23 protein-coding genes are annotated in these 25420 nt (G+C 60.2%); 7 read left to right on the forward strand and 16 right to left on the reverse strand.

All coding sequences use genetic code 11. The features are described 5' to 3' along the window. Positions 1-15 precede the first annotated feature (15 nt). From AC0L24_RS30320 to AC0L24_RS30335, 4 genes are read left to right on the forward strand one after another with little or no spacing between them, the layout of a single operon-like run. Positions 16-957 (forward strand): carbohydrate ABC transporter permease, encoded by a 942-nt coding sequence (locus AC0L24_RS30320; RefSeq protein ID WP_127380542.1) that lies wholly within the window; start codon positions 16-18, stop codon positions 955-957. A gap of 41 nt (positions 958-998) precedes the next feature. Beyond that, entirely contained in the window at positions 999-1805 is an 807-nt protein-coding gene (locus tag AC0L24_RS30325; protein ID WP_473564691.1) for a carbohydrate ABC transporter permease, read from the forward strand. 12 nt (positions 1806-1817) lie between these two features. Further along, a complete protein-coding gene (locus tag AC0L24_RS30330) occupies positions 1818-2912 on the forward strand; it encodes an ABC transporter ATP-binding protein (protein ID WP_127380543.1) in 1095 nt (364 codons plus the stop codon). Continuing rightward, entirely contained in the window at positions 2909-4885 is a 1977-nt protein-coding gene (locus AC0L24_RS30335; protein ID WP_473564692.1) for a D-apionate lactonase family protein, read from the forward strand. The genes AC0L24_RS30330 and AC0L24_RS30335 overlap by 4 nt, the downstream gene beginning before the upstream one ends. Positions 4886-5324: 439 nt before the next feature. On the opposite strand, the gene AC0L24_RS30340 is transcribed toward AC0L24_RS30335, so the two are convergent. From AC0L24_RS30340 to AC0L24_RS30395, 12 genes are all read right to left on the reverse strand, one after another. After that, positions 5325-5855 carry a GNAT family N-acetyltransferase gene (locus AC0L24_RS30340; protein ID WP_164873703.1) on the reverse strand — a complete coding sequence of 177 codons (531 nt, stop codon included), beginning with the start codon at positions 5853-5855 and terminating at the stop codon, positions 5325-5327. A gap of 1132 nt (positions 5856-6987) precedes the next feature. Next, positions 6988-8502 (reverse strand): zinc-binding dehydrogenase, encoded by a 1515-nt coding sequence (locus tag AC0L24_RS30345; protein WP_292133539.1) that lies wholly within the window; start codon positions 8500-8502, stop codon positions 6988-6990. 9 nt (positions 8503-8511) lie between these two features. Next, positions 8512-8949 (reverse strand): SRPBCC family protein, encoded by a 438-nt coding sequence (locus AC0L24_RS30350; RefSeq protein ID WP_292133541.1) that lies wholly within the window; start codon positions 8947-8949, stop codon positions 8512-8514. Positions 8950-8966: 17 nt separating this feature from the next. Beyond that, positions 8967-11156 carry a flotillin family protein gene (locus AC0L24_RS30355; protein WP_127395522.1) on the reverse strand — a complete coding sequence of 730 codons (2190 nt, stop codon included), beginning with the start codon at positions 11154-11156 and terminating at the stop codon, positions 8967-8969. 81 nt (positions 11157-11237) lie between these two features. Further along, entirely contained in the window at positions 11238-13445 is a 2208-nt protein-coding gene (locus AC0L24_RS30360) for an ABC transporter permease (RefSeq protein ID WP_292133547.1), read from the reverse strand. After that, the gene (locus AC0L24_RS30365) at positions 13438-14208 is read right to left on the reverse strand and encodes an ABC transporter ATP-binding protein (protein ID WP_473564694.1); all 771 of its coding nucleotides are present in this window, start codon (positions 14206-14208) and stop codon (positions 13438-13440) included. Before AC0L24_RS30365 ends, AC0L24_RS30360 begins: the two co-directional genes overlap by 8 nt. Before the next feature lie 41 nt (positions 14209-14249). Then, on the reverse strand, positions 14250-15491 hold the full coding sequence (locus tag AC0L24_RS30370; RefSeq protein WP_473564695.1) for an ABC transporter substrate-binding protein: 1242 nt from the start codon (positions 15489-15491) through the stop codon (positions 14250-14252). Between the two features lie 55 nt (positions 15492-15546). Continuing rightward, positions 15547-16575, reverse strand: a complete 1029-nt coding sequence (locus AC0L24_RS30375; protein WP_127395525.1) for a branched-chain amino acid ABC transporter permease — start codon at positions 16573-16575, stop codon at positions 15547-15549. After that, positions 16572-17621, reverse strand: a complete 1050-nt coding sequence (locus AC0L24_RS30380) for a branched-chain amino acid ABC transporter permease (protein ID WP_127807851.1) — start codon at positions 17619-17621, stop codon at positions 16572-16574. Before AC0L24_RS30380 ends, AC0L24_RS30375 begins: the two co-directional genes overlap by 4 nt. Further along, on the reverse strand, positions 17618-18946 hold the full coding sequence (locus AC0L24_RS30385) for a metal-dependent hydrolase family protein (protein WP_127807850.1): 1329 nt from the start codon (positions 18944-18946) through the stop codon (positions 17618-17620). The genes AC0L24_RS30380 and AC0L24_RS30385 overlap by 4 nt, the downstream gene beginning before the upstream one ends. 52 nt (positions 18947-18998) lie before the next feature. Then, positions 18999-19778, reverse strand: a complete 780-nt coding sequence (locus AC0L24_RS30390; RefSeq protein WP_127396928.1) for an alpha/beta fold hydrolase — start codon at positions 19776-19778, stop codon at positions 18999-19001. After that, on the reverse strand, positions 19775-20731 hold the full coding sequence (locus tag AC0L24_RS30395; protein WP_245481794.1) for a fumarylacetoacetate hydrolase family protein: 957 nt from the start codon (positions 20729-20731) through the stop codon (positions 19775-19777). Before AC0L24_RS30395 ends, AC0L24_RS30390 begins: the two co-directional genes overlap by 4 nt. A gap of 125 nt (positions 20732-20856) precedes the next feature. On the opposite strand from AC0L24_RS30395, the gene AC0L24_RS30400 reads away from it, so the two are divergent. Genes AC0L24_RS30400 through AC0L24_RS30410 form a run of 3 tightly spaced genes read left to right on the forward strand, consistent with a single transcriptional unit; the run spans position 20857 to position 22551 of the window. Continuing rightward, on the forward strand, positions 20857-21528 hold the full coding sequence (locus AC0L24_RS30400) for a FadR/GntR family transcriptional regulator (protein ID WP_127807849.1): 672 nt from the start codon (positions 20857-20859) through the stop codon (positions 21526-21528). Continuing rightward, a complete protein-coding gene (locus AC0L24_RS30405; protein ID WP_281040147.1) occupies positions 21525-22016 on the forward strand; it encodes a LysR family transcriptional regulator in 492 nt (163 codons plus the stop codon). Before AC0L24_RS30400 ends, AC0L24_RS30405 begins: the two co-directional genes overlap by 4 nt. Continuing rightward, entirely contained in the window at positions 21958-22551 is a 594-nt protein-coding gene (locus AC0L24_RS30410) for a LysR family transcriptional regulator substrate-binding protein (protein WP_174800298.1), read from the forward strand. The genes AC0L24_RS30405 and AC0L24_RS30410 overlap by 59 nt, the downstream gene beginning before the upstream one ends. On the opposite strand, the gene AC0L24_RS30415 is transcribed toward AC0L24_RS30410, so the two are convergent. The 4 genes from AC0L24_RS30415 to AC0L24_RS30430 form a co-directional block, all read right to left on the reverse strand. After that, positions 22521-22820, reverse strand: a complete 300-nt coding sequence (locus AC0L24_RS30415; protein WP_365937225.1) for a plasmid partitioning protein RepB C-terminal domain-containing protein — start codon at positions 22818-22820, stop codon at positions 22521-22523. The two genes, AC0L24_RS30410 and AC0L24_RS30415, sit on opposite strands and share 31 nt — an antisense overlap. Further along, positions 22747-22950 (reverse strand): hypothetical protein, encoded by a 204-nt coding sequence (locus tag AC0L24_RS30420; RefSeq protein WP_127396924.1) that lies wholly within the window; start codon positions 22948-22950, stop codon positions 22747-22749. Before AC0L24_RS30420 ends, AC0L24_RS30415 begins: the two co-directional genes overlap by 74 nt. Before the next feature lie 148 nt (positions 22951-23098). Beyond that, a complete protein-coding gene (locus AC0L24_RS30425; RefSeq protein ID WP_127807847.1) occupies positions 23099-23332 on the reverse strand; it encodes a hypothetical protein in 234 nt (77 codons plus the stop codon). Positions 23333-24465: 1133 nt separating this feature from the next. Beyond that, entirely contained in the window at positions 24466-25272 is an 807-nt protein-coding gene (locus AC0L24_RS30430; RefSeq protein ID WP_348629332.1) for an ATP-dependent DNA ligase, read from the reverse strand. Positions 25273-25420: the final 148 nt, after the last annotated feature.

The raw sequence follows: 25420 nt of genomic DNA on the forward strand, positions 1-25420 counted from the left end.
CTTTTGGATACACCGATGCAGCCCACCGCTACGATTCACCGCTTGAAGGCCGCCGGCGCACCGCCCCGGCTATCTGCGTTCGCCCAATGGGCCGACCGCCATTTCAAGTGGCTGCTGGTCGCGCCCGCGGTGCTGCTGATATTGGCGCTGTCGATCTATCCGCTCCTGTTCTCGCTGGTCGTATCCTTCATCAACTACGACTTCCAGGTGCCGGGCCACGCATTTGTCGGATTGAAGAACTTCGAGCGGGTCGTGTTCGATCCCGTGGCACGTTGGTCACTGTTGCTGACGGCATGGCTGTCGGGCATCAGCGTCGCTATCGAATTCGTGCTCGGTCTCCTGGTGGCGCTGACAATGGTGCGCAGCTTTCCGGGCCGCGGCGTGATCATGTCGATCCTGATCGTGCCGCTGTTCATCAGCCCAGTCATCGTCGGCCAGGCCTGGACGCTGCTTTTGCAGCGGCCTTTCGGACCGACCAACTATATCCTGACGCAATTGCTGGGGCAGGAGGTTACGATCGGCTGGATGACCGAGCGCCCGTGGCTCTATGTCTCGCTCATCATCGCCGATGTCTGGCAGTGGACGCCATTCATGTTCGTCATCCTGCTCGCTGGCCTGACCGCAATTCCTCCCAATCTCTATGAGGCGGCAGAACTCGACGGGGTCAACGCCTGGCAGGTCTTCTGGGCGATCACGCTCCCCCATCTGGGGCCGATGATGCTGCTGGCGCTGACTTTCCGTCTGCTCGACGCCATCCGTATGTTCGATACCATATTCATCATGACAGGCGGCGGCCCGGGAACACAAACGTACACGGCCTCCTATTATCTCTATACCGTCGGCTTCACGCAGTTTCATCTGTCGCAGGCAACGGCCGGAAGTTGGCTGTTCCTGATCTTTACGGCGCTCATCGTGGCGTTGCTGGTACGCCGGCTCTTGAAGGTCGATCCGGTCTGATGGCCGCCGTAGCGCCCGCCCGCCGCAGGAAACGCCGGTCGTTGCCGATCGGGCGAATCCTGCTTTTGGGGTTCTTCGTAGTGTTCGTGCTGTGGCCGCTCTACTGGATGTTCAACACCTCAATCAAGCCCAGCGACGACTACCTCACCGTACCGCCTGTCTGGTTCCCCGCGGAGCCGACGCTTGTCCACTACGAAGCCGCGCTGTTCACCTATCGCGGTCTCGACGGGCTTATCAACAGCCTGATTATTTCGCTTTCGGCCACGGTGCTTTCGGCACTGTTCGGCACGCTGATGGCCTATAGTCTGGCGCGCTACAACACGGGTGGCCGGCATCTGTCCTTCTGGGTGCTGTCGCAGCGCTTCCTGCCACCTATCGGCATCGTCCTACCGGTATTCCTGATCTACCGCGGCGTCGGGCTATACGACACCCATATCGGGCTGATCATAGCCTACACGGTCTTCACGCTGCCGGTGTCCGTTTGGATGATGTTCGCCTATTTCCGCGGCATGCCGAAGTCGATGGAGGAGGCGGCCCTCGTCGATGGCTGCACGCGATGGGAGGCTTTCTGGCGCGTTGCCGTGCCGCTGGCCGCGCCCGGCATCGTCGCGGCGGCTGTCTTCGCCTTCATTGCCTGCTGGACCGAGTTCTTCTTCGCGCTGATTTTGACAAGCCGAACCGCCTTCACGCTGCCAACGGTCTTCCGCGCCTTCATCGGCTTCCAGGGCGCACAATATGGTGAAGCCGCGGCCCTTGCCATCGTCTCCCTCGTGCCATCGATCGCCCTTGGAGTGCTTGCTCAACGACATCTCGTGCGCGGGCTGACGCTCGGCGCCGTTCGCGGATAGGGAAGGGTAGGCATGGCCGAAGTCAGAATCACCGGCTTGCACAAGCGCTACGGCGCCTTCCATGCGGTGCGCGGTATTGACCTCCACATCCGCGACGGCGAGTTCACCGTTCTGGTTGGTCCGTCCGGCTGCGGCAAGAGCACCCTGTTGAGGACCATCGCCGGACTGGAGGAGAGTTCACAAGGCACGATCGAGATCGGCGGCGAGGTGGTCAATGATTTCAGGCCGCGCGACCGCGACGTGGCAATGGTGTTCCAAGATTATGCGCTCTATCCGCATATGAGCGTGGCCAAGAACATTGGCTTCGGCCTCAAGGCTCGCAAGATGCCGAAGCCAGAGGTGGAGATGCGCGTTGCCGAGGCGGCGCGCATGCTTGGCATCACTCCCTTGCTGGGGCGTTTTCCGCGCCAACTGTCCGGTGGCCAGCGCCAGCGCGTCGCCATCGGCCGAGCCATAGTCCGCAACCCCCGCATCTTTTTGTTCGACGAGCCGCTGTCCAATCTCGACGCACAGCTTCGCGACGAAATGCGCGGCGAGATCAAACGCCTTCACCAGGACATTGCCACAACGATGATCTACGTCACCCATGACCAGATCGAAGCAATGACGTTGGCTGACCGCATCGTGCTGATGCGCGACGGGCTGATAGAGCAGCAGGGCGCGCCACTCGAGTTGTTCGAGCGCCCGGCCTCGACCTTCGTCGCTGGGTTCCTGGGTTCGCCGCGGATGAGCTTCCTGCCAGGGACCCTTGCCTTGGAGGGAAGCACCGCCGCCATCCGGCTCGCGGACGCACTGCTGCCTTTAGCGCCCGGCAGGGGGCTGCAGGGCGTCGCAGACGGACAGAAGGTGCTGCTCGGGTTGAGACCGGAGCACCTCACTCGTGCGCACACTGCCACGCCGGCGCAGGGCACGTTTCGCTATGAGGCAACAATCGACCTGCTGCAGCCGACCGGCTCGCGCAGCTACGCGACATTCCGACTTGCGGGTGCGCCGGTGATGGCGGAGTTGCAGGCGCACGACGTCAGCCGTCCTGGGGAGAAGCTGGCGATCGACATCAACATGAAACGGGCATCGATCTTCGACGCCACGACGGAGCGGGCACTTTGACCTCGACAGCTTCTCTGGCAGTCCGCTTGTGTGGCACCGAACAGCTCGAGGAACCGCTGCGCACACTGCGCGCCGGCTCCCTGTCGCTCGCGTTCGACAATGGGGCGTTGCGTTACATCCGCATTGGGACGATCGAGGTTTTGCGCGGAATCTCGTTCCTTGTACGGGACGAAAACTGGGGAACATGTACCCCCGTTCTCGATGATCTGCGGATCGACGAGAGGCCGGATGCGTTCGCCATTGAATACCGTGGAACATGTGCCGCAACATCGGGCCGCCTGGTTTACCGGGCCCGGATCTCGGGCAGTAGCGATGGCGCACTGTCGTTTGTGGCAGAAGCAGAGCCCGAGACCGACCTTTTGACCAACCGGACCGGCTTCGTCGTGCTGCATCCGATCGCGGCTTTGGCCGGCAAGCCGGTGAGGGTGCTGCATCAGGATGGTCTCGAAAGGCCTTCGCTTTTTCCAGACGTTATTGATCCTGAATGTCCGTTTACTGACGTGCGCGCGTTGTCGCATGAGATCGCGCCTGGGATCTGGGCCACCTGCACCATGGATGGTGATGCCTTTGAGATGGAGGACCAACGCAACTGGTCTGATGCCTCCTATAAGACCTATGTTCGTCCCCTGCGTCGCCCGTGGCCCTACAGACTGCCCAAGGGTGAGAAATTCACGCAGGCCGTCCGGCTTCATGTGTCGGGGACGCTTTGTAGGGGGACGTCTGAAAACCCCAACCCACCGATCAACGTGACAATTGGCGGACCGGCCGGCCGAGTGCCTCGCATTGGCGTCGGCGTCGCCGCCGGGGAAGCCAGGCACGCCCTTGAAACCTCCGATCTAATTCGGCAATTGGCTCCGCAGTGGATGGTCTGCCAGGTCGATCTCCGTCTCGGCCACGGTCACGATGAACTTGAACGCTACGCAGCGCTGACCCGGTTGATCGGGGCAAGCGTCGTACTGGAGATCATAACCAGGGGAACGCTGGATCCGTTCGGCGAGTTGAAGCCGGTCGCGGACGCTGTCCGTCGCCTCGGCCTCGCTCCAGAGGCTGTCTGCGTCTTTCCGACGCAGGACATGAAATCGGTACAGCCGGGAGCAACATGGCCGGCGATGCCAAGCTTCCACGAAAACTACTCCGCGGCGCGCCGGGCTTTCCCGGGTGTAACGCTGGGCGGCGGCATGGCCGCGTACTTCACCGAGCTCAATCGCAAGCGCCCGCCACGCGAGGCGCTCGACTACGCGACCTTCACCACCTGTCCAAGCGTGCACGCTGCAGACGATGTGTCGGTGATGGAGACGCTTGAGGCCATTCCCCATCTGATCCGCTCTGCCCGTGCCTTCATGGGCGAACGCTTGCCCCTGCGTGTGGGCCCCAGTCAACTCGGCTGCCGCGAGAACCCTTACGGAGCCTCCACGGCGCAGAACGAAGCGAACGGTCGCGTCTGCCTCACCCGCATCGATCCTCGCCAGCGCGGGCTGTTCAATGCGGCCTGGATCATCGGCTATTTCGCGGCCTGCGCTCGCGAGGGCATCGAAGCCGTCGCCTTCGGTGACTTCACCGGCCCATTTGGTTTCGTCTACAGGAGAGGCAATTTCGCGCAGCCGTGGTTCGACCAACAGGATGGCCCAATGGTGTATCCCGCTTTCCATATCATGGCAGGCCTATCAAAGCTCGGTGGCGCCAGTCTGCTGTCGGTGGGAACTTCCGGACTTGACAGCATCGCGGCGATCGCCGCCGAAAAAGACGGGAGCACGACGCTTTGGCTTTCTAACCTTACTGCCAAGAGGCAATCCGTGCGGCTTTCGGGTATGCCGGTCGGCGCGCGCATTTGTCTTCTTTCTGCCGACCATTTCGAGCGGGCGGCCGCCGATCCGAACTTCATGGGAGGGTTCGGACGACAGTTGGATGAGCAATTAATTCTGGACGCCTACGCCGTGGCGCGGGTCGATCTGCACGGTTCGTGTTCGATTTAGCCCCGCGTAGGTGGATTGAGGCGTTGATCGCCCGACGCTTCGCAGCCGAAACCGCTGAAGCCGGGCTCGGCCAAGGTTTCGCTGAAGACTATACTGGAAAGTCCGGAAGGGCGCTGATCCACATTACTAAATAGCTGCTAAAAACAAAGTAGCATAACATGGATACTGGTACGTCTGGAATTATCTGGCATTTCACGGGTTTACCACTCCGGAATTATGGGATCGCTTGTGGAAGAACCGGTCGACCGGCCGTGGAACGATTTTTTGCCCATCGGTCAATCTGACGCCAGGCGGCCACCAGGGCGCCGGTCCGACTTTCTGCGACGCACGAAACGGACACGAGTAGCGGCAAAACGAACGGGCTCCGCGAAGTGCACCTGTAGCCCTTTTGTTCGGATAGCTGGTAACGGGGTCAAAAGGGGGTTGGCTACTGCGCCATTCAGTAGGTCGGCACGTCCGGACGAGACTGGGGCAAGGCAATCTCTCCAGGGCGTACCATCACATAATCCTCGAAATGATAAGGGCCCATCTGTACAGGCTCCAAGCTCTCGACGGTGAAGCCTTGCGACTTGTAGAACGCGATGGCTGTCTCATTGCGATCGCTTACGTAGAGGGCCTGCGGGTGCTGCCTCCCGTAATGGTCTCTGATCGTCGCGATAAGCTGCTTTCCCAGCCCCATGCCCCGAACGGACGGCAGCAGGTAAAGCTTTTTGATCCACAGCCGCCCGTCTTTCAAGTAGGCCGACGCATAGCCAATATCTTTCCCATCAACCGAGGCGATCCAGTACAGGTGGCCTCGCTCGCGCATGTCCGCGCCAAGCGTGTTAAGCGAATACATGTCCGCTACCATTGGTGGGATCAGGTCGGCGCCGATCAACGGCGCATAGTGCGCTGGCCAGATGATCAGAGCCAGATCCCGGACCCGGTTCAGACCTGCCGCGTCGATCTGTGCAATATCGGCGTTCGCCACGTGCCCAACCCCTGTGAAATCCATTGCCCCGGCTGAACATTACGCAATGCAAACGCGTTCGCAAGGCAGTGTTCATAGAGGGCGGCCGGCGCCAAGGGTTGGGAGTTATGGGTCTCGACGCCGGCCAAGCGGACGCTCAGGCCCGCCGCCTATCCTAAATGGCCGATTCGTGGGCGTGCCGTTATGGTGCGATCGCGGCAGGGAACCCCGTTGACCAATGCTTGCGCCACTCCAATTCCCGCAGACGATCAAGCCTACAGAATTCGCTGATTGTCCTAGTTTAATTCTCCGGCCGGGGCGCTCAGCGAGAGCGAATGCCTGCAGGTTCCTGACCTTGACGGTTTCCTGATCCGCATTGGCATAATCGAGTAGAACGCCGCTCTGGCGATATCCTTGTTGGCCGTTTTGGGATGCTCTTTCGAGCAGCCTTGAAGAGTGCTTGGGCGACATCTCCGGCGTGACCATCTCGTAAGGGTTTCGCTAATCGCACGCGTCTCCCTCGCCTTCAAGACAAGTTCCTCTGCCCAGGCGCGCTGCCACCACATCAATGACCAATGCTTTGAGCCAACAAATATAGGTCTCAATATGTGAAAAGCCCCACCGGCAGGGAGCTGAGGGGGCTTGCCCTAGGAGGAGGTCGCGCTTTGGCGTTCATGCTCACCACCGGAAAGTTACGACGACAATGTGGCAACGGATGTCTGTTTCGGGCGCGGTTCGGCGAAATTTCCGCCAGCGTCCCGGATTCTCGCGGCGGTCCGGGCTCTTCTCGCGCGGCTTCTCACACTTCGCGCGCTATCGAACCGCAAGTCCAAGCACCTGGCTGGGCGCTCGGGACGGCCCAGCACGAGCGCTCATGAAACCCTCGTTGCATTCCTGCTGGGCGCTGCGGCCGGTGCTGTTGCGGTCGCCGATGATGAGCTGCGGCATACCTTCATCACCTGGTTGCGCGTCAATGTGAAATACCGATTTTCACTCTGTTGGGGCCTCGACGCTTTTTCGCTGGCCGGAGCGCTGACTAGAAGGAGAGGTGAACGGCGGCCTTGCGCCTAATATCGGTCGTCAAAGCCCAACTCGACGTTCGTCAGAAGCGGACCTTGAGAGCGCCTGCAGAAGGCACCGGGGGGCAGTACTATCACACCCTCAGCACAAGTGCCCCGGTTGTCCTCCTAGCCTCGAGGTCGCGATGAGCGTCGGCAGCCCGTGCCAGATCATATTGCCTGGGCGCGCCGATCTTGATCACACCTTGGCGCAAAGCAGCGAAAAACCGGTTGATGTGAGGACCAAGCTTTTCGGGGCTGTCCGTGTAATGGGCGTAGTTCGGACGGGAAATGGTGATCGACTTCGAAGAGAACCTACCGATGTCCCAATTTCCCACAGGTCCCGAGGCCTGACCGAAACTGACGAGATGGCCACGGATACCCAATGCGGCCAATGATCCACCGAACGTGTCATTGCCGACGGCGTCATAGGCGACATCTGCGCCCTTGCCTTCGGTCAAACGCATGACGGCCTCGGCGAAATTCTCTCTGGAGTAGACGATCACGTGGTGGGCGCCGAGGCGTTCCACGATCCGGGCCTTGTCGTCGCTCGAGACGGTGGCGATCACCGTCGCGCCGAGATGGCGTGCCCATTGCATCAGCAACTGGCCGACCCCGCCAGCTGCCGCATGGATGAGCACGAAGGACCCGGGCTTCACGGGATAGACGTCGTGGAGCAGGAAGCTCGCGGTAATGCCTTTCAACAGACCTGCCGCGGCAGTTGCATCGGCAATATCGTCCGACAAGTGAACCAAAAGGTCCGGTGCCATGTTGCGTCGTTCGCAGTATGAGCCGACCGGCGGGCATGCGTAGGCAATCCGGTCGCCGACTGAAAAGCCCGAAACTTCGGGGCCGACCGCTGCAATGACGCCTGCGGCTTCCATGCCTGGAACGGCTGGCGGCTGCAGGAGATCGAAATAGCCGGTCCTGCAATAGACGTCGATGAAGTTGACCCCAATGAATGTGTGACGGATCTGGACCTCGCCACGCGATGGCGGCGCCAAGCCGATCTCCGCAAGCCGCAGAACCTCCGGTCCTCCGTGTCGCTCGACGAGGATTGCCTTGGTCCGTGTGCCCTGGGCGCTGGCTCCAGGCGGCTCCAGCTGGCGCATCTCGGGGATCAACCGCGCTACTGGTTGCTCTGACGTGGTCCTGGTTGGTCCGGCAACCGGCCTTCCGTTCAAGAGCCGGCGAACGGATTCAAAACCGGCTTGGTAGATGTCTTCGGTGACCAGCTTGACCAGTTCATCACGGCGATGCGCCGGCGGATGGAACTCCGAGGACCATTCCCAGAAGGTGGCGTTGCCGTCAGTCACCGGCTTCAGCCGGATCGACGCGACATACCCCATCAACGGCAACGGCGCTTCCAGCAGACAATAGCTCAGCCGCCGGTCCTTGTCGGACAAGGCCAGGAGTTGTTCGCGCAGCTCGCTGCCATCCGTAAGCCGGAAATGACGCACCGCGCCGATCGCATCGGCCGCATCACCGCCCTCGATCTCGCTGAAGGAGATTGCCGGATGCCAGCGTTCATGACCGTTGAAATCGCGCAGGACAGACCAGACGTCCTGGACAGGCGCGTTGATGATCGTACTCTGGCAAACCTTGACCATTCGTCGATGTCAGCGCGCGAAGCGCTGTTTGAGCGCTGTGAAGGCGCTCTGGAATACGCCCGTGCCGATCTGCTGCACCAATGCGCTTTCCCGGTCGGGTGCACAGTCGAACTCGGCCTGCCACTCGGCGAACGTCATGTTGCCGTCGGTGACAGGGGTCAGGGAGAGTGTGGCTATGTAGTTCTCGACTTCCATCGGGCTCTCCAGCATCGCATAGCTGCAGGAGAGGTCGTAGTCAGACAGAGCCAGCAGTTTCTCCCGAATCCGGGCGCCGTCCTTCAGCGTGAAATTGCGAATGCAGCCGATCTGGTCCGGATGCGCGTTCTGTTCGATGCGGCTCTCCGCTACGAACGGCGTCCAGCTTGGCAAGCCATTGAAGCTTCGGACAAGTTTCCAGACTTCCACAGCTGGCGCATTGATCGTCGACGACACATAGATCTTCGGCATTGGGTAACCCTACGGCTTCACTGGTCGCGATCGTCATCGTCGGTTTCCTTGCCGCTCTTTGCTTTGCCTTTCTTGTCGCGGCTGAGGCTGGCTATGTCCTTGGCGTCTCGCAAAACGTCCGTCATGCGGCCGAGCGATCCGCCCTCGATGCCGATCTCCTTCATCAGATTGTCGATCATCGGCGCCTGCACCCTGTAACGCAGCGCTGAATCGATGACCTCGTCGGTGACGTTGCGGCTGCCGCCCTGGCCACCGTTGATGCCCTCGACATGCAGGATCTTGATGCCTTCGATCTTCTCCATCGGCTTGACGCTCTCGCGGATGATGCCTTCCATATGGTCCAGCAACTTGCCGCGCAGGCGCCCCGCGCGGGCTTCGTCGGAAAGCAGGTTCTCGGCCTCGTTGAGCTGCCTGTGACCGGCGGCGTCGACCTCGTAGCGCTGGGCTGCGGCCAGGGCATGGATCTTCTCCGCTTCCGCCGAAGCGACAGCAGCGATCTTCTGCGCTTCCGCCAGGCTCTTGGCCGCCTTCATCTCGGCGTCGGCGGCCGAGGTGATGCGCAGGGCATCGCGCTCGGCTTCCCGGGCGGCGCCGATGAGATCGGTCAGCTTGCGGCGCTCGGCAATCTCGCGCTCACGGGCGGTGAAGGCCTGTTCCTCCGCCTGAATGGCCTTTGCACGAACGGCTTCCGATGCGGCGATCGCGGACGAACGCTCCTGTGTTTTCTTGGCGATGTCGATAGCCTTCTGGATCTCGGCGATCTCGATCTTCTGGTCGCGATCGACACCGAGCTGGCGCATGTCGCGATCCTTGATCAAGCGGGCCTCCTCAATGCCGCGCTCGGTGGTGATGCGGGCGCGTTCCACCTCTTCGCCGGCAGAAATCTCGGCTTCCTCGAACGCTTGGCGCTTGGCGATCTGCAACGCTTCAAGGTGGCGCTCGCGAGCGATCCTCACCTCGTCAATGGCGCGCTCCTGCGCGATGCGCGCGGTTTCCGTGGCCTGGTTCTCAACAATCTCGGCGCGGCGCTTTTCAGCCTCTGCCTTCGTGACTTCCAGCGCCTTCTCTGCCAACGCGATCTGTCGCTCAAGCTCCGCGATCTCGAGCACCTTTTTGCGCTCGATCTCCAGTCCGCTCTGCGCGCCTTCGCGCTCGATGCGGGCCTTTTCCAGCGACAGTTCCAGGGCGATCTGCTCCCGCTCTGTCAATTCGCGCATTTTCATCTCAGTTTCATCGAGGGATCGGCGGCGGGCGATCTCGCGCCGCTGTGTGTCCTCTTCGCTCTTGATACGCTCTTCCGTGATGTTCCTTTCCTGATTCAGCCGGGATTTTTCGACGGCTTCGCGCGAGGACAACTGCGCCTGTTCCGATTCCTGGTCGCGGAGCGCGCGCTCTATGGCCAGCTCAGAACGTTGCGACGCACGACGGATTTCGACCTCGCGCTCCTGTTCGAGCCGGGCATATTCGGTGTCACGGTCGATCTCCAAAACCTTGCGCTGCGTATCGAGGTTCTGGTTGCGGATATCGACGAGGGTGCGCTGTTCAATCTCGTTGCGCATCCGGCGGCGAGTTTCGATGGATTCCGTCAGTTGCGTCAGACCCTCGGCATCGAAAGCGTTGGACGGATCGAAATACTCAAGGCTGGTCTGGTCGAGGTCGACGATAGCGACACTCTCAAGTTCGAGGCCGTTTGCGGCTAGCGATTCGGAGGCAAGCGTGCGCACCTTGGCCGCATAGTCGCCGCGCAACTCGTGCATTTCCTCCAGGCTCATCTGCGCAGCGATCGTGCGCATAGCGCCAGCGAATTTTCCCTCAAGCAATTCGCGCAGGCTTTCAGGCTGCAATGTGCGTCGACCAAGTGTTTGCGCGGCGGCGGCGACCAATTCGCGGCTTGCTCCGACCCGCACGAAGAACTCGGCGATCAGGTCGACGCGCATCCGGTTCTTGGTGATCAACGCGTGAGCGTCTTCGCGACGCACCTCGATGCGCAGCACGTTCATGTTGACGGGAGTTATTTCGTGCAGGACCGGTATGACGAAAGCGCCGCCATTGACGACCACTTTCTCGCCCATGAAACCGGTTCGCACGAACGCAGTTTCCTTGGTGGAGCGGCGATACAGCCATCGCAGGATATAGACAGCAATCACGACGATGATCGCGGCGACGATCAACCACAAAAGGAACGTGCCAAAAGTCTGCGCGGCCATTTTTCTACCCTCCCAAACAGGATGCGATCGACCGAAGCCGACCGGCTTGATTTTCTTGAAGCTGTCGAACTGCAGATCGGGTCATGCGCGCCTCTGCAGTTTCGGTCCGATTGCATGGAATGCAGTGATCACCGCATCGATGAATGGCGCATCGTTGATGTTGGATCGGACCCGCTGAACCACACGCAGTGAGGTCTGGCGCACGGTTTTCTGGATCGCCTCGAACAGCGCATTGTCGGCTTCCGGATCGTGGAATGGCTGGCCGGGTGCGTCGAGCATCGAGACGCCGCCTTCGGGCAGGAGAAAGCGCACAGGCCCGTTCATGGAATTCAGCCGCGCGCCGATCCATTCGCCAAACTGCCGGTTTTCGTCCCTGGTGGTGCGCATCAGGGTGACGTTGGGATTGTGGACGACGAACTTCCGACTTTTGAATTTCTCCGGCACACTGTCGCGCGGACCGAAATTGACCATGTCTAGCGCGCCGGTGGATCCGACATAGGGCAAGCCCGTGCGTATCGCCGCACCGAAGCGATCATCGCTTGCCGGGAACACGCCGCCGACCACCATATCGGCTATTTCCGTCGTGGTCAGGTCGATGAAGGCTGACAGCATTCGGGAATCGGCGAGGTTCTCCATGGCCCGGCCACCAATGCCTGTCGCGTGGAAAACCAGGCAGTCATAATCCGCTTCCAAACGTTTGGTCACGGCCTGCACGGCGGGCGTGGTGACGCCAAACATGGTGATGCCGACAGCAGGACGTGCCAGCTTTCGCTTGGCTTCCCAGGCTTCGCCGGTAGGCAGCTGCGCGACCATACCCGCCATAGCGTGAGCAGCGTTGCCCAGGACGGCCTCAGTGATTGAGTTGAGACCCTGAACATCCGCGACCGAGTGGAACATCATGATATCGGCGCCACCGACATATTTGCCGACGTCGCCGGCTGCCACGGTGGACACCATCAGTTTGGGGACGCCCACCGGCAGGACGCGCATGCCGGCGGTGGCCATGGTTGTTCCACCTGAGCCGCCGGCCGAAATCACCCCGCCAAGACCTGGCTCGCGTTCGATCCAGCGAGCAAAGGCCTCGGCCATTGCGGCGACCGAGCCGCCGCGGTCATTCGAAAACACAGCCGATGATCCTCGCGCATGCATGCCTGCGACCTGCATAGCGGGAACGTCCGCGCTCGACGGCCTTCCCGAGGTCGAGAGGTCGACTGTGCGAACGGGGATCCCTAGGGATTTCAGACGATCGGCTACGAACCGCAATTCCTTCGCCTTCGTGTCGAACGTTCCGGCGACAAGAACGGTGCGGCCGATCCGCTCGGCGAAGGGGATGGCGAAGACCTTTTTCAGTTCGTCTTGAGGATTGTGTTTTTCGACTGCCGCTTGCCGCATGGCTGCAACCGGCACGTTCCACCGGTTTGGCAGCTCAGTGACCGGACGATAGACCCCATTCTGAACCACCGGCTCTGTGCGTGTGCCTGCCCGATCAATGCGGTAGATCTCCGCCAGTTGCTCTTGTGCTTCGGCGATCGCGGCTGGAGTAACAGCAGGTTCATCGGAGTGGCGGCCAACGCCGAGCAGGCGTTGCTGCAAGTCGCGATCGGCGGCAAGCGCCGAGGCTTCCATGACCCGGTTGATGCGCCCGTTGACCATGATAGCGACGCGGTCCGACACCGCCGTTGCAACACCGATATTCTGTTCGATGACGAGGATCGCCATCTCGCCTTCTTCCGCCAGGCTGACGAGCATGCGCTCGACCTGTTCGACAATGACCGGCGCCAGCCCTTCGGTCGGCTCATCCATGACCAGCAGTTTAGGGTCGCTCAGCAGCGCACGCGAAATGGCCAGCATCTGCTGCTCGCCACCCGACAGTTGAGAGCCGCCATTGCTCTTGCGTTCCGCCAGGCGCGGAAAGGTCTGGTAGACACGCTCGACCGTCCAGTTGGCGTCGCGTTTCGACGACATCCGCAAATGCTCATCCACGGACAGGCTTGGCCAGACTCGCCTGCCTTGCGGGACGTAGCCGACGCCGAGGCGGTGGATCTCGTGCGGTTCGAGCGATGATATCTCTCGACCGTTGACTCGAATGGAACCGGATTGTGCGCGCTTCAGGCCAGTGATGGTGTTGCACAGTGTCGTCTTGCCCATGCCATTGCGGCCGACGACCGACAACACGCCGGTTTCCAAAGTCAGCGAGACGCCCTGCAGCGCATGACTTTGGCCATAGTAGACCTGAAGGTCCTCGATCTTGAGAACCGCCTTGCCTGAGGAAGCGGCGCGCTCAGCCATGCTTGCCTCCAAGGTAGATTTCCTGGACCTCAGGATCGGCCTCGATCTCCTGGGGCGTGCCTTCCTTGAACAGTCGGCCATTGTGCATCATCGAGACATATTCGGAGACACGAAGCGCCACGTCGAGATCATGCTCGATGATGACATAGCCGATGTGCTTGGGAAGGCCGTTCAGGATCGCAACCAGATCACGGCGCTCTGTCGGGGACAGACCGGCTGCGGGTTCGTCGAACAGTATGAAACGCGGTGCGCCGGCGAGCGCCAGAGCGATCTCCAGCTGTCTTTGCTGACCATGGCTTAGCGTCGCCACCAACGCGTCGCGGTCGCCGTCCAGATGCACGGCGTGGAGGATCGACTCGGCCTGAACCCTGTTGACGTCATTCAACCGCGGCCGAAGCAATGAGAACCGGCGGCGCGACACTCCACGGCACGCTAGGAAGATCGAATCCAGAACCGACAGCCCCTTGAACAGCTGCGAAATCTGGTAGGTCCGCCGCAAGCCACGCCTGATGCGTTCATGTGGGGGCAGATCGGTTATGTCTTCGCCGAAGAAACGGATGCGCCCGGCGGTTGGCAAGAAGTCGCCGGTCACCGCGTTGAAAAGCGTCGTCTTGCTGGCGCCGTTGGAGCCGAGGACCGCGCGCCGTTCACCGGCCGCGATCCTCATATTGATGCCGGAGAGCGCCACCAGAGCACCGAAGTGACGCGCGACGCCGTCCAGTTCCAGTGCGTAAGCACCGGTTCCTTGCAGACGGGAAGCCATGTCATTCTCGGCCACTGGCGCGCGCTCCTGCGTTCGACCGATTATGGGCAGTTCGGATTGTCGCGGCTCACCGCGCCCAGCGCCGTGAAGTCCGCTTCAGCGATGCCGAGTGTCTGGTTTACCTGCGGAACCACTTTGATCAGCTTGTTCAACAGCGTCCCGTCTTCGTTTTCAGTCACCTCCGTCAGGAAGATGTCGGCAATCGCATTGCGGTTCTTGTCGAGCGAAACCTTGCCCGTCGGCGTCTCGAAAGACAGCGACGAAAGGGTTTCGCGGAGCTTCGCACCGCCATCCGACACATCGCCACCGACCTTGTCGAGGCCAAGCAGCGCGGCTTTCATGTTGATGTAGTAGGCATGGGCAAACAGCGACGGCGACGGGAATGCACCTGGCTGCTTTTTGTAAGCCTCGACAAACTTGGTCCAGGAAGGGGTGTCATTTGTATCGGCCGTCGGACCGGCCGAAGGCGTTCCAACGAGCACGTCCCGCAGCTTGCCCTTGGCCGTGAGCACCGTCTGATCGACCGTGATCGAGCCTCCGATTAGCGGGGCTGCACCGCCGGACTGTTGGTATTGAGTGAGGAAGTTGACGGCATCTGCACCGCCGAGTGCCACATAGATTGCGTCGACATTGTCGGGGATGGCAGCGATGACCGATGAGAAATCCTTGTTGCCGATCGGCACCCAGGACTTCGATGGCACGTGCCCGCCTGCCTTGCAGAACTCGGCCATGAAGCCGAACACCTGCGTGTAGGGGAAGGAGTAGTCCTCCGCCACGGTCGCAACGTTCTTGTAGCCTTTGTCCTTGAAGGCGTAGGTGCCGAGGCCTGCCATCCATTGCGCGCCATCGGTTCCAAAGCGGAAGAAGTTCGGCGCGGGATCCCGGAAAGTCGTGTCCTGGGCAGCAGAGGCGCCATTCAGGAACGTGACGGTCGGTTGGGTCTTGGCGTAGTCCTTGACGGCCAGACCTTCGTCGCCGGAAAGCGGACCGATCAGGACCTTGACGCCATCCTGTTCGACCAGCTTGCGGGCTGCGCGCACCGCACTGTCGGGCGACGCATCGGACGATCCCTTGACGATCTCGATTCTTTTGCCGGCCACGGTGCCGGCGACCTCTTCCACGGCAGTCATTGCGCCGCGCTCGCTATCTTCGCCAAGCACCGTGAAGGGCCCTTCGAAGGTCGCAAGCAGACCAATCTTGATGGTGTCGTCAGCAGCGAGAGCCAAGGACGGAGCGGTCAGTCCGCTCGCCAATGCCAAAGCCAGTAATGTGCGTCTGTGCATCTTCATTATTTCCTCCCTTGATTGACAGAGTTATGCAGTTCATTCCGCCCGGCCGTCACAGGCCGGGGCGCAAGGACTCCTGAGAAAAGTTGGGCTTGAACTTTGCCCACAACCCAAGAATTCCGTCTGGTGAAATGAAAACGATCACCAGGAAGACCAGGCCGATCAGCGTGTTGAAACGCTCGGCCCCGACGAGATCGATCGCGAACGTCTGCATCAGGACGACGACGAGGGCGCCAAGGAACGGCCCGATCGGATGCCGCAGGCCGCCAATGACAGCGATGATCAGAACATCGATTGCAGCGTCCACACCTATGGTGCCGGGCGAGACGCGGCCGTTGAACCAGACCAGGAGCACACCGGCCAAGCCACCTATGATGCCGGCCAGGAACCAGGCGAACACCTTGTGCGCGGTGACGTTGAAGCCCAGAGCGCGCATCCGGCGCGGATTGTCACGGATCGCCTGCAGGGTCAGCCCGAACGTTGACCTGGAGCCGTAGAGGATCGCGGCATAGGCGAGCACCGAGAACCCAAGGCACAGATAATAGAACGCCTTCGGATCGCGCCAGTTCACGCCCCAGAAAGCTGGGGCGCGTATGCCGGCATAGCCCGAATGACCATTGAAGATCGCGTAGTTCTGCTGCGCGAAGTAGAAGGTGGCGGTGGCAATCGCCAGCGTGATCATGATGGTGTAGATGCCTTCGGTGCGGACCGATATCCATCCGATCAGGGACGAGGCGATCGCCGCGATCAGGATCGCAACCGGGGCTGCAATCCACCACGGCCAGCCAAAGCCAAGAAGATGGCTGTTGTTGTCGCCGAAGATCGCGATGCAATAGGCAGCGATGCCGGCAACGGTGATCTGAGCCAGGCTGACCATGCCGCCGTAGCCGGCGAGCATCATCAACGACAGCCCAAGCATGCCAAAGATCAAGGAGTAGCCGCCGATCTGCGTCAGGAAGAAATCCGACGCCACCAACGGATACAGAACCAGCGCGATGCCGAGGAGAATGTGGCCCGCGCCAATTTTGTCCAGCCAGTTTGGCTGGGTTGCGACGGGCGTGGATTGGAGGCTTATGGTCATCGTGATTTGCCCATGATGCCTTGCGGCCGGATCGCAAGTGTCACGACCATGATGATGAAGGTCAGCACGACGCCATAGGTCGGGAAGTAGACGAGGCCGAGTTGCTCGGCCAGACCAATGAGAAGCGCGCCTATGGCTGCGCCTGATATCGAGCCCATCCCGCCAACGATGACAACCACGAGCGAGGCCAGCAGGTAACGAATGTCTTCGCCCGGCGCGACGGACAGCGCCGATCCGCCAACGACGCCGGCAAAGCCGGCAAGTCCGGCGCCGACCGCAAAGACGATGGCAAAGACCGCATGCACGTTGACGCCGGACGCCGAGAGCATCGCGCGGTCGTCGACGCCGGCGCGGATCATCATGCCGATGCGGGTCTTGTTCAGCATCAGCCACAGGCCGATGCCAATGACGATGGCGGCGGCCAGCACGGCTATCCGATAAAATGGGTAGGTAAGAAAGACCGATGCGCCGTTGGATCGGACTGCCGTTATAACCGGCAAGGTCACTGCACCGTCCAGCCATTCCGGCACCGCGATCTGGTAAGTGCCGCCGGCCCAGACGGCAAGCATCAGGTCGGCAGCGACAATGGAGATGCCGATGCTGACCAGGGTTTGTCTGAGATCGTCACCCTCCAGGCGACGGAAGACGACGACCTGCATGACGACACCGATCGCGGCCAGCACGATGAAGCCGGCAGCGACCCCCAGCAGCCAGTAACCTGTGCGGCTCGCCACTTCGTAGCCGATGTAGGCGCCGAGCAGATAGAGCGAGCCATGCGCCAGGTTGACGTTGCGCATGAGGCCGAAGATCAATGTGAAACCGCTGGCAACCAGAAAGTAGAGACCTGCCAGGGTGATGCCATTGAGGATGGCGCTGACAAAGGCTTTCTTCGATATCAGGATCGCGTTGAGCCAATCCGGCCAGACGGCGAAAACCAGCCATGCGACGAGCGCGGCGACCAGGAGCCAGAAAAGGCCCCACGCCTGCCGGCGCGACACGCCGCCGCCCGAAATCCCGGACGAAGATGGCCGGTCCAGGATACTCATGCAGTCAGCCGACGGCGCTGTTCGTTGATGCGCGGCGCCTTATGGAATTTGCCGTCCTTCATGATGGCGAGGATGCGGTTCTTGTCCTGCAGGATGCGCACGTCCGAGATCGGATCACCGTCGATCAGCAGCAGGTCGGCGAGATAGCCTTCCTTGATCAGACCGAGCTCGTCGCCCATGCCCATGATCTGGCCGCCAAACTTGGTTCCGGCCTGGATCGCTTCCATCGGTGAGTAGCCAAGCATCTCCACGAACGTCTGGATGTCCTTGGCGTTGGTGCCTTGCGGCGTCCACGCAAAACCATAGTCGCCGCCGATGCAGACGCGGATACCGCGCCGATGCATCTTCTTCATCGTATCGATGCACATTTCGAGCTCCCGCTCATATTCGAGCGAAAGTGGCGAGCCCGGCTTGATGCCCCATTGCTCGGCATGGCGAGCAGTGTTGATGAGCCAGGCAATGCCGGGCGCAACGAAGTGCTTGTCCTTGGCTGCTTCAAGCATGTCGAGTGCCTCTTCGTCGGCGAAAGAGGCATGGTAGATGTTCTGGATGCCGTGCCTGATGCACTGCTTGACCGATCCGGATGAGCGCGCGTGCGCCGACAACACCTTGTTGCGACAGCGTGCCTCCGAGGCCGCCATGGCGACCTCCTCTTCGGACATCGGTGTCTCTTCGGCGCCCATGCCGGTGATGCTTTCACCGGACAGGTTGAGCTTGATCGAGTCGACGCCGTATTTGATCAGCTGGCGCACGGTGCGCCGGATTTCTTCCGGCCCCGAGACGACGATGCCGAGGTTGAGACCTTCATGGGGGATATGAGACGGCGACGAATCTCCGAGGCCTCCCACCGTGGTGATCTCGGGTCCAGCTGCAAGGTAGCGCGGGCCAGGAAACCGTCCCTGATTGATGAACTTCTTGCACACGACATCCAGCCTGGGCTTGGCTGCCGCAGCACCTCGGCCGGCTGTAAAGCCCGCGTCCAGCACGAGCTTGGCCATTTCCATGGTGACCAGCATATGCTCTTCGATTTCCATCATCTGGATCGGGTCGATGCCGGGCGCATTGTTCCAGGACAGGTGCAAATGGGCATCGATCATGCCGGGCATCAGCGTCGCGCCCATGCCGTCGATGACCGTCGCACCGCCACCATATGACGGTGACGATGATGAGCCAAAACGTGACGAACCCTTGGTGATCTGCTTGATGCGGTTGCCCTGCACCAGCACTTCCCCGGTGTAGGGATACTCACCCGTCGCGTCGAGCACGCGCACATTGGTGAAGAGCGTGCCGCCCGAACCGTTTCCGTTCCAGCTGTCTTCTGCCATCTTATCCTCCCAAAAACTTTCGAACGCGCAGTTTTACGCGCTGTTCAGGTCCTCACCTATCAACGCGTCGCAAAAAATCGGCGAGCTTTTGGCTGCTTTCGCGGGGGCACTCAATGGTAGCCCAGTGTCCGCACCGATCGAGCGACGAGATTACGGCTCCCTTGATCCCATCGGCAAGCGCCTGACCGACGCTCATCGGATTGACCGTGTCGGCGTCGCCGGTAACCAACAGGGTAGGGGCCGCAATGCGCCTGGGGTCGACCGCCACCGCCTTCGCCAGTGCCTCGCAAGTGCGCGCATAGGACTCCGGATCCTGACGTGTTATCGACTCGCGCACGAAGGCGATTGCCGCAGGCGACGTCTCCCTTGTATGCGCCGACAGCGCATTGGCGACGATCTGATCGGCAATGTCGGCAATGCCGCCGGACCTGGCCAGTTGGGCTCGCTTGGCGAGGCCCAGCCGTGTCGCTTCGGCAGGTTCGGCCAAGGCGCCGAACAATGCCAGCGAGGCGACCAGTGCAGGATGTTTGGCAGCGATCTGCTGACAGACGATGGTGCCCATCGAATGGCCGATGAAATGTGCCCGCGTCACGCCCATGCCGTCCATAGCACGGACAACGGCCTCGCTCATAATTTCCATCGTCAGAGGCTCGAACGGCCTTGGCGAGCGCCCCGAGCCAGGCAAATCGAGCCGGACCACACGATATCCAGAAAGTGCGGCCATCTGAGGCTGGAACATATTTGATGTTCCGCCGAGGCCATGGATCATCACCACCGGCATCCCTTCGCCGGTGACCTCGGCAACGATCGGTCCGATCGTCACGGTCGTCATTGCGCACGCTCCGCGAAGCGGTTCTCCAGAGACCCAATGCCGTCGATCTCGACGCGCACAACGTCGCCGGCCTTCAGATATCTCGGCGGGTCAAACCCGATACCGACTCCCGCTGGTGTGCCCGTCGCAATGATATCGCCCGGGTTCAGTGTGATGCCTTGCGAGAGCGTCGAGATGATCGTCGGGATATCGAAAATGAGCAGCGAAATCTTCGAGTTCTGGCGCAGGTCGTCATTGACGAAACAGCGGACCGAAGCACTATCGAGGTCGAGTTCATCCTTGGTTATGGCCCAAGGCCCCATGGGGCAGAAAGTGTCCTGGGACTTGCCTATCAGCCACTGACTGTATTTGCCCTGCAAATCGCGGGCGGTGACGTCGTTGACGATCGTGTAGCCCCAAACGTGATCGTAAGCGTGTTCCTTTGAAATTCCACGCCCACCCTTGCCGATGATGACGGCAAGCTCTGCCTCATAGTCGATGGAAGTCGATACAGAGGAGTCGATCAACACATTGGTGTTGGTCGGTATCACCGACTCTGGAACCTTGGTGAAGATAATCGGGTGCTTGGGGATGGTCCCTGCGGCCGCGCTTGAATCAAATCCGCTGCGGGAAAACTCGTGGGCATGCTCATGATAGTTCTTGCCGACGCAGAAAATGTTGCGGGCCGGCAGCGGGATTGGCGCTTCGATCTCGACCTGCGCAAGGGGGATCGGCGAAAGCGTTCGCGGCATCCCGGCGCCATTGCGACGGATCAACGCCAGAAGACCTGTCTGCGCCTGTTCGACGGGCAGATCAAAAGGCGAAACGGTCTGCTTCTCGAGATCGACGATGCCGACGCGACGCTCTCCGGCGATCGCGAATGTCGCAATTTTCATGCCTCTCTCCCTGAACCTTTTATGAGCCAATATGTGGCCTTTGAAGACACGATAGCCACGATTGGTTGGGCTTGGCAATGGGCTGAGTGCAAGAATCTTTGCATATCTGATGAAAACGCCCTATTTAAGGGCTCGAACTACTAGACCGGACACCCAATGACTGATAGTATTGGTCCACAATTGGATCAGATAGAAGTTTTGATATGCCGAAGCTCGTTGCGAACGATATTGCCTTGATGCTCAAGAAGCGGATTTCATCCGGCGAATGGCTTGAGGACGGGCGGATGCCTCCTGAGCGTGATCTGGCGGTCGAGTTTGGGGTGGCGCGCAACACAGTGCGGCGCGCCGTCGGTTTCCTGGAAGGTGACGGAACGGTTGTTCGCCACGTCGGTCGTGGGACGTTTCTAACCGCGACAAATCCCTTGTCGATTGCCTCGACTGTGGCGCGGATGGAAGGCACCAGCCCGGCTGATATGATGGAAATCAGGCAATTGCTGGAACCAACTGCCGCGGCTTTTGCCGCAACCAATGCAAGTGCGGCAGACCTCAACGCTGTTCGCGAAGCTCACAAGACCGCTTGCGAGTCGCAAGACATGCCCACCTTCGAGCATTGGGACGCGGAATTCCATCACCGTTTGTTCGCATGCTGCCGCAATGATTTTTTGAAGGAAATCCACAATCTCATGCGTGCGATCCGAAACCAGTCGCCCTGGTTCGAGATGAAAAAGCGGTCATTCTCCGAAGAGCGCCGCCAAGTGTATTGCGAGGAACATCAGGCGCTTCTAGATGCATTGCTCCGTCGCGATCCCGATGGCGCCAAGACAGCGATGCTGGTTCATCTCAGAACCGTCGAGAAGAACCTTCTGGGACGTTGAAGTCGGCCAAAGTCAGCGTGCCTGGCCATTCGATTGTCTCCTCGACCCCTCAGTCTGTGTTGCGGGCCGGTTCGACAAGGCGAGCAGCGGCAGCCCTCGGGATAAGCCAGCCGGCTGTCAGTCAACATGTGAAGCAGCTCGAGACCACGCTCGGCATCACCCTCTTCAAGAGATCAGCCAACCGCATCGTCCCCTTGCAGGAAGCATGGGAGCTCCTGCGAAACGTAGAACTTGCCCTGACGTCCCTGGATCGGCTGGAAGCGTCAATCTTCGCGATGAAGCACGAGGAAAAGCAAAGGATTGGAATTGCCGCGCCTTCTGTTTTCGGTTTCGTGACCATGCCCAAGGTGGTGGCGATGATCCACGCAAAGACCGCTTCGAACGTCCGGTCAATTTTCTGGAAGCTACGACCAGATCGGCGAGCACATCTTGGCCGGTCGCGCAGATCTGGGGATCTCGAGATTGCCGCTGGACCCACGCCTGTTTGAATGGGCGCCGCTCGGGTCGGCACAAAACGTATGCATCTTTCATCCCGACCACCGCTTTTCGAAACAGGCCTGTATCGAGGCTCACGACCTGGCAGGCGAAACGACCGTCGATATCGATCCCCAGTTCGCCGCCCACCAGATGAACTTCAATGCGTTGCGCTTCGCCGGCGTTGAGACAGACATACTGGTGGAATCCGATTGCAACGGTCACGAGGCCGGATACGTTTCGGCTGGCCTGGGCATTTCCATAACCAATGAAATCATTGCGCGTGAATACGAAGCGTTTAACCTCCAAGCAAAACCGGTGGAACCGTCAGCGCTCTATCATTACGTCGCGATTTGGCAGAAGGGCAGGACCTTTTCGAATGCCTCTGAGCGTGTCGCTCGAGGCGATCATCGCGGCCTTTTCCACCCCTGCGAAAGGGTGAGATTTCTCAGAGGGCGGCTAGAGAACGACACTAGGCGGCCAAGCGCGGCGCGTGCGCCGGCGGCCGCACTGGGAACTCAAGCCGTTTCCAAACCGTCTTGGAATTGAGCGAGTTGCTTTGGAAAATGATGAGCGAGGTAGCGTACGAGTTTGTGGCTATCCATCAGCCGGTTTAGGTATCGTCGTACCGCTACAAGTTCGAGGCCCCACGAACCCATGTGCTCAGCGGAGTTTCGAAATTCCTGGCTCAACTCGGCCTGGCAGGGCCTGCGTGAAAAATGAGCTGCCCGCATTCGTAACCGGCTAAGCCACTTCCTGGCTGATGTCGGGGTGATTAACGGCTCGGAAGTGCGGCAGCGTCGCCTTTTGAAAACCATGAGCTGGAGGCAGCCATTTCATACGGTTTCTGGCCGCATCAACCAGTTCCTCTTCGCGGGTAAGGCCGTTCATAAAGAGCTTCAGCAGGTGAGAAGCCGCTTTTTCGGCATCGGGCGAAGTAAGCGGCAATTTGCTCTCGTCGCACACAGTCCGGCAAATGCGAGACAACATTTCAATCTCGCACGGACCAAGGCAGTGACCAGGGTACAACATAAATTTTCCTCCATACGGCTGTGGTCAAAACTGACCACCCACCGTGTCACTGGAACCACTTTTACTAGCCTACGGACTGGGCCTGCCAGTGGTTCAACCTGGCGCGCATCAAGACCATCAGCACAGTCTCGTCTTTGATGCGTGTTTGAAACAGTCGGACCAACTCTGAGGCGAGTTCCCCGGCCTCACCGGAAGTGGTTAGAATCTCGTGTTCCTCACAAAGCTGCGAGAATACAATCCTCAGCGTGCCCAGTTCCTCGGGGAAAATAGGTTGCTCGCCGCCGATGGGGAAATTCATATGAACGTCCTTTGAATAATGCTGATCTTGAGTGCTGAAGAATGGCTCCAAAGCCAGCAACGGTCATTATCATTTGCGTACAAGGAGGCGCTTGGTAAAAATCGTACAAATTTCTTTGGAGGCGCCGGCGTGTGTTCCGAGACGCCAGCGCACGCAAGGATGGGCCGCAAACTGCACTACCTTAAACGGCCTCTATCTCTACCGACTTAAGAATGCTGTTCGTCATGATTTTTGGCGATGGATGATCCCTTCGATGACTCTCGCCTCGGCATCGCATTCCGCCGCCCGGGCGGCCATGTGCCAAGCTGTGTCGTTCCCGAGCGGCTTGACTTTTGCCGTCCGTATCTGGAACTCAGCTCTGGCGCGCCCTGAGAAGGCAAGCAACTGCCCACGGAGAATGCGGAACAGGCTCCTTGCAGTCTCATCCAAGTGCAAGGATAACTCGTGGAAACACCCTAGCAGAGGCCCGTCACTGATTTCCCTGAAGTCCAGTGACGGGCCTACTTCGTCAGACGTCGGCTAGCGCTAAATCTTTCTCGTAGGGCTGGAACAAGCATCCGCAATTGAAGTTGGAAATGTGCTTGGTTGAGATGTCCCCTCCTCAAGTCCAAGCTCTGGTGCAAGGCCCGTCGCTGTCCGTGTCCTTCAGCGGCGGGCTTCCTTCGTCAGACGCTCGACGGTCTCAATGATCGCGTTGGCCAGAGCTTCGCTCGGTTGCCACAGGGGCATCGGTTCCATGTGTCAAAGGTGAGGTCGGCACGATCAAGTTACCACGCACCGGTAACGGTGAGCGTGCCGACCTCATCTGGGGCTAAATGACCAGGCCTGCAAGCTACTGGCAGAATGAAAGCGCAGCAATTAATCCTGTTGGCCTAGACTGCCCGTCAGGCCATTCCGCGATAGCACCATAGGCATGAGAGTCGGGGATATATTAGCTTGAGCTTGCGGCGGCTCACCTCCGCCCGCCCGGCCGGCGCCTAACGTCCCAACAAACCCGCCACAGGCGCCGGCCACCCCTCGCACCGGTCGCTTCCGGAGATGTGCATTGTGGGCGATGCGTCGCCGCGTCGGCCCGTCATGCCTTTGCCTCCCGGATCGCCCGCAGCGTGGCGTGGCGTAGTTTATTTTCGCGCTTAAGGGTCTTTCACGCGTCCGACAAGGCCAGGTTTGATCCATTCGGCGTCGGGCTTGTCGGCGCCCCTCGGTGGCGCGCCTTTCCCCTCTTGCACCTTGGCATAGAGGCGTTCCCGCATGGCTTTGGTCAGGGCGATGTTTGCTGAGCCGACGTAGCGGCGTTCCGCATCGCGGGTTGCCATCAAGGCGAGTGGAGCCGAACCGGGCGTTCGCTGCACGCCTGCAACTTCAAAGTCGACTTCCTCATAGCATTTCGTTTTCACCCAGGCTTCGGTGTCGCCTGACCGATAGCTGCTCTCTTCCCGCTTCGACACCATGCCCTCTAGGCCCATCCGATCAACCGCGGCATAAAAGTCAGCCCCGCCGCCATGCACATGGTGGCTGTACTGGATCACGCCTTTGGCAGGCCCGACGAGTTCGAGCAGCTTTTCCCGACGTGCCAGCAACGGTTCGCGACGCAGATCGATGCCGTCATGGTGCAGCAGATCGAAGGCAACGAAGATGATCCGATCCGGCGCCCATCGCATCGCCGACCGCAGCGAATGGAAATCCGACACGCCTTTCTCGTTAAGGACGATTGCCTCGCCGTCGATGATTGCCGACTTCGGAATGGTTGCCGCCGCCTCGACAATCGTCTTGTACGTCGATGACCAGTCGTAGCCCCTCCGCGTGATCGTTCGGGCAGTGCCGTCCTCGACAATGACTTGCGTCCGGTAGCCATCATACTTGATTTCGTGAATCCAGTTGTCCACTGTCGGCGGCACCTCGACAAGCGTGGGGAACATTGGCCGGATGAACTTCAACATACGCGAACTCGGACAGGACCGAATTTAAATTAGAATAGGCTAAAATAGTTGCAAAGGAATGCACCAGGCACTTGGGCAGGTGTTCATGCCACACCCGTTTCGGCCGGCGTCAGGGAACGATTCCGTCCTCCCTGTGTTTCAATCTCAT

It is taken from the genome of Mesorhizobium sp. WSM4809 (assembly GCF_055811655.1).

What these genes read in the sequence shown, in the direction of transcription:
- AC0L24_RS30320 (WP_127380542.1), top strand. Translation starts at nt 16, where the DNA reads ATGCAGCCCACCGCTACGATTCACCGCTTGAAGGCCGCCGGCGCACCG.
- AC0L24_RS30330 (WP_127380543.1), top strand. Translation starts at nt 1,818, where the DNA reads ATGGCCGAAGTCAGAATCACCGGCTTGCACAAGCGCTACGGCGCCTTC.
- AC0L24_RS30345 (WP_292133539.1), bottom strand. Translation starts at nt 8,502, where the DNA reads ATGGTCAAGGTTTGCCAGAGTACGATCATCAACGCGCCTGTCCAGGAC.
- AC0L24_RS30350 (WP_292133541.1), bottom strand. Translation starts at nt 8,949, where the DNA reads ATGCCGAAGATCTATGTGTCGTCGACGATCAATGCGCCAGCTGTGGAA.
- AC0L24_RS30355 (WP_127395522.1), bottom strand. Translation starts at nt 11,156, where the DNA reads ATGGCCGCGCAGACTTTTGGCACGTTCCTTTTGTGGTTGATCGTCGCC.
- AC0L24_RS30360 (WP_292133547.1), bottom strand. Translation starts at nt 13,445, where the DNA reads ATGGCTGAGCGCGCCGCTTCCTCAGGCAAGGCGGTTCTCAAGATCGAG.
- AC0L24_RS30365 (WP_473564694.1), bottom strand. Translation starts at nt 14,208, where the DNA reads ATGGCTTCCCGTCTGCAAGGAACCGGTGCTTACGCACTGGAACTGGAC.
- AC0L24_RS30370 (WP_473564695.1), bottom strand. Translation starts at nt 15,491, where the DNA reads ATGCACAGACGCACATTACTGGCTTTGGCATTGGCGAGCGGACTGACC.
- AC0L24_RS30375 (WP_127395525.1), bottom strand. Translation starts at nt 16,575, where the DNA reads ATGACCATAAGCCTCCAATCCACGCCCGTCGCAACCCAGCCAAACTGG.
- AC0L24_RS30380 (WP_127807851.1), bottom strand. Translation starts at nt 17,621, where the DNA reads ATGAGTATCCTGGACCGGCCATCTTCGTCCGGGATTTCGGGCGGCGGC.
- AC0L24_RS30385 (WP_127807850.1), bottom strand. Translation starts at nt 18,946, where the DNA reads ATGGCAGAAGACAGCTGGAACGGAAACGGTTCGGGCGGCACGCTCTTC.
- AC0L24_RS30390 (WP_127396928.1), bottom strand. Translation starts at nt 19,778, where the DNA reads ATGACGACCGTGACGATCGGACCGATCGTTGCCGAGGTCACCGGCGAA.
- AC0L24_RS30400 (WP_127807849.1), top strand. Translation starts at nt 20,857, where the DNA reads ATGCCGAAGCTCGTTGCGAACGATATTGCCTTGATGCTCAAGAAGCGG.
- AC0L24_RS30415 (WP_365937225.1), bottom strand. Translation starts at nt 22,820, where the DNA reads ATGGTTTTCAAAAGGCGACGCTGCCGCACTTCCGAGCCGTTAATCACC.
- AC0L24_RS30425 (WP_127807847.1), bottom strand. Translation starts at nt 23,332, where the DNA reads ATGAATTTCCCCATCGGCGGCGAGCAACCTATTTTCCCCGAGGAACTG.
- AC0L24_RS30430 (WP_348629332.1), bottom strand. Translation starts at nt 25,272, where the DNA reads ATGTTGAAGTTCATCCGGCCAATGTTCCCCACGCTTGTCGAGGTGCCG.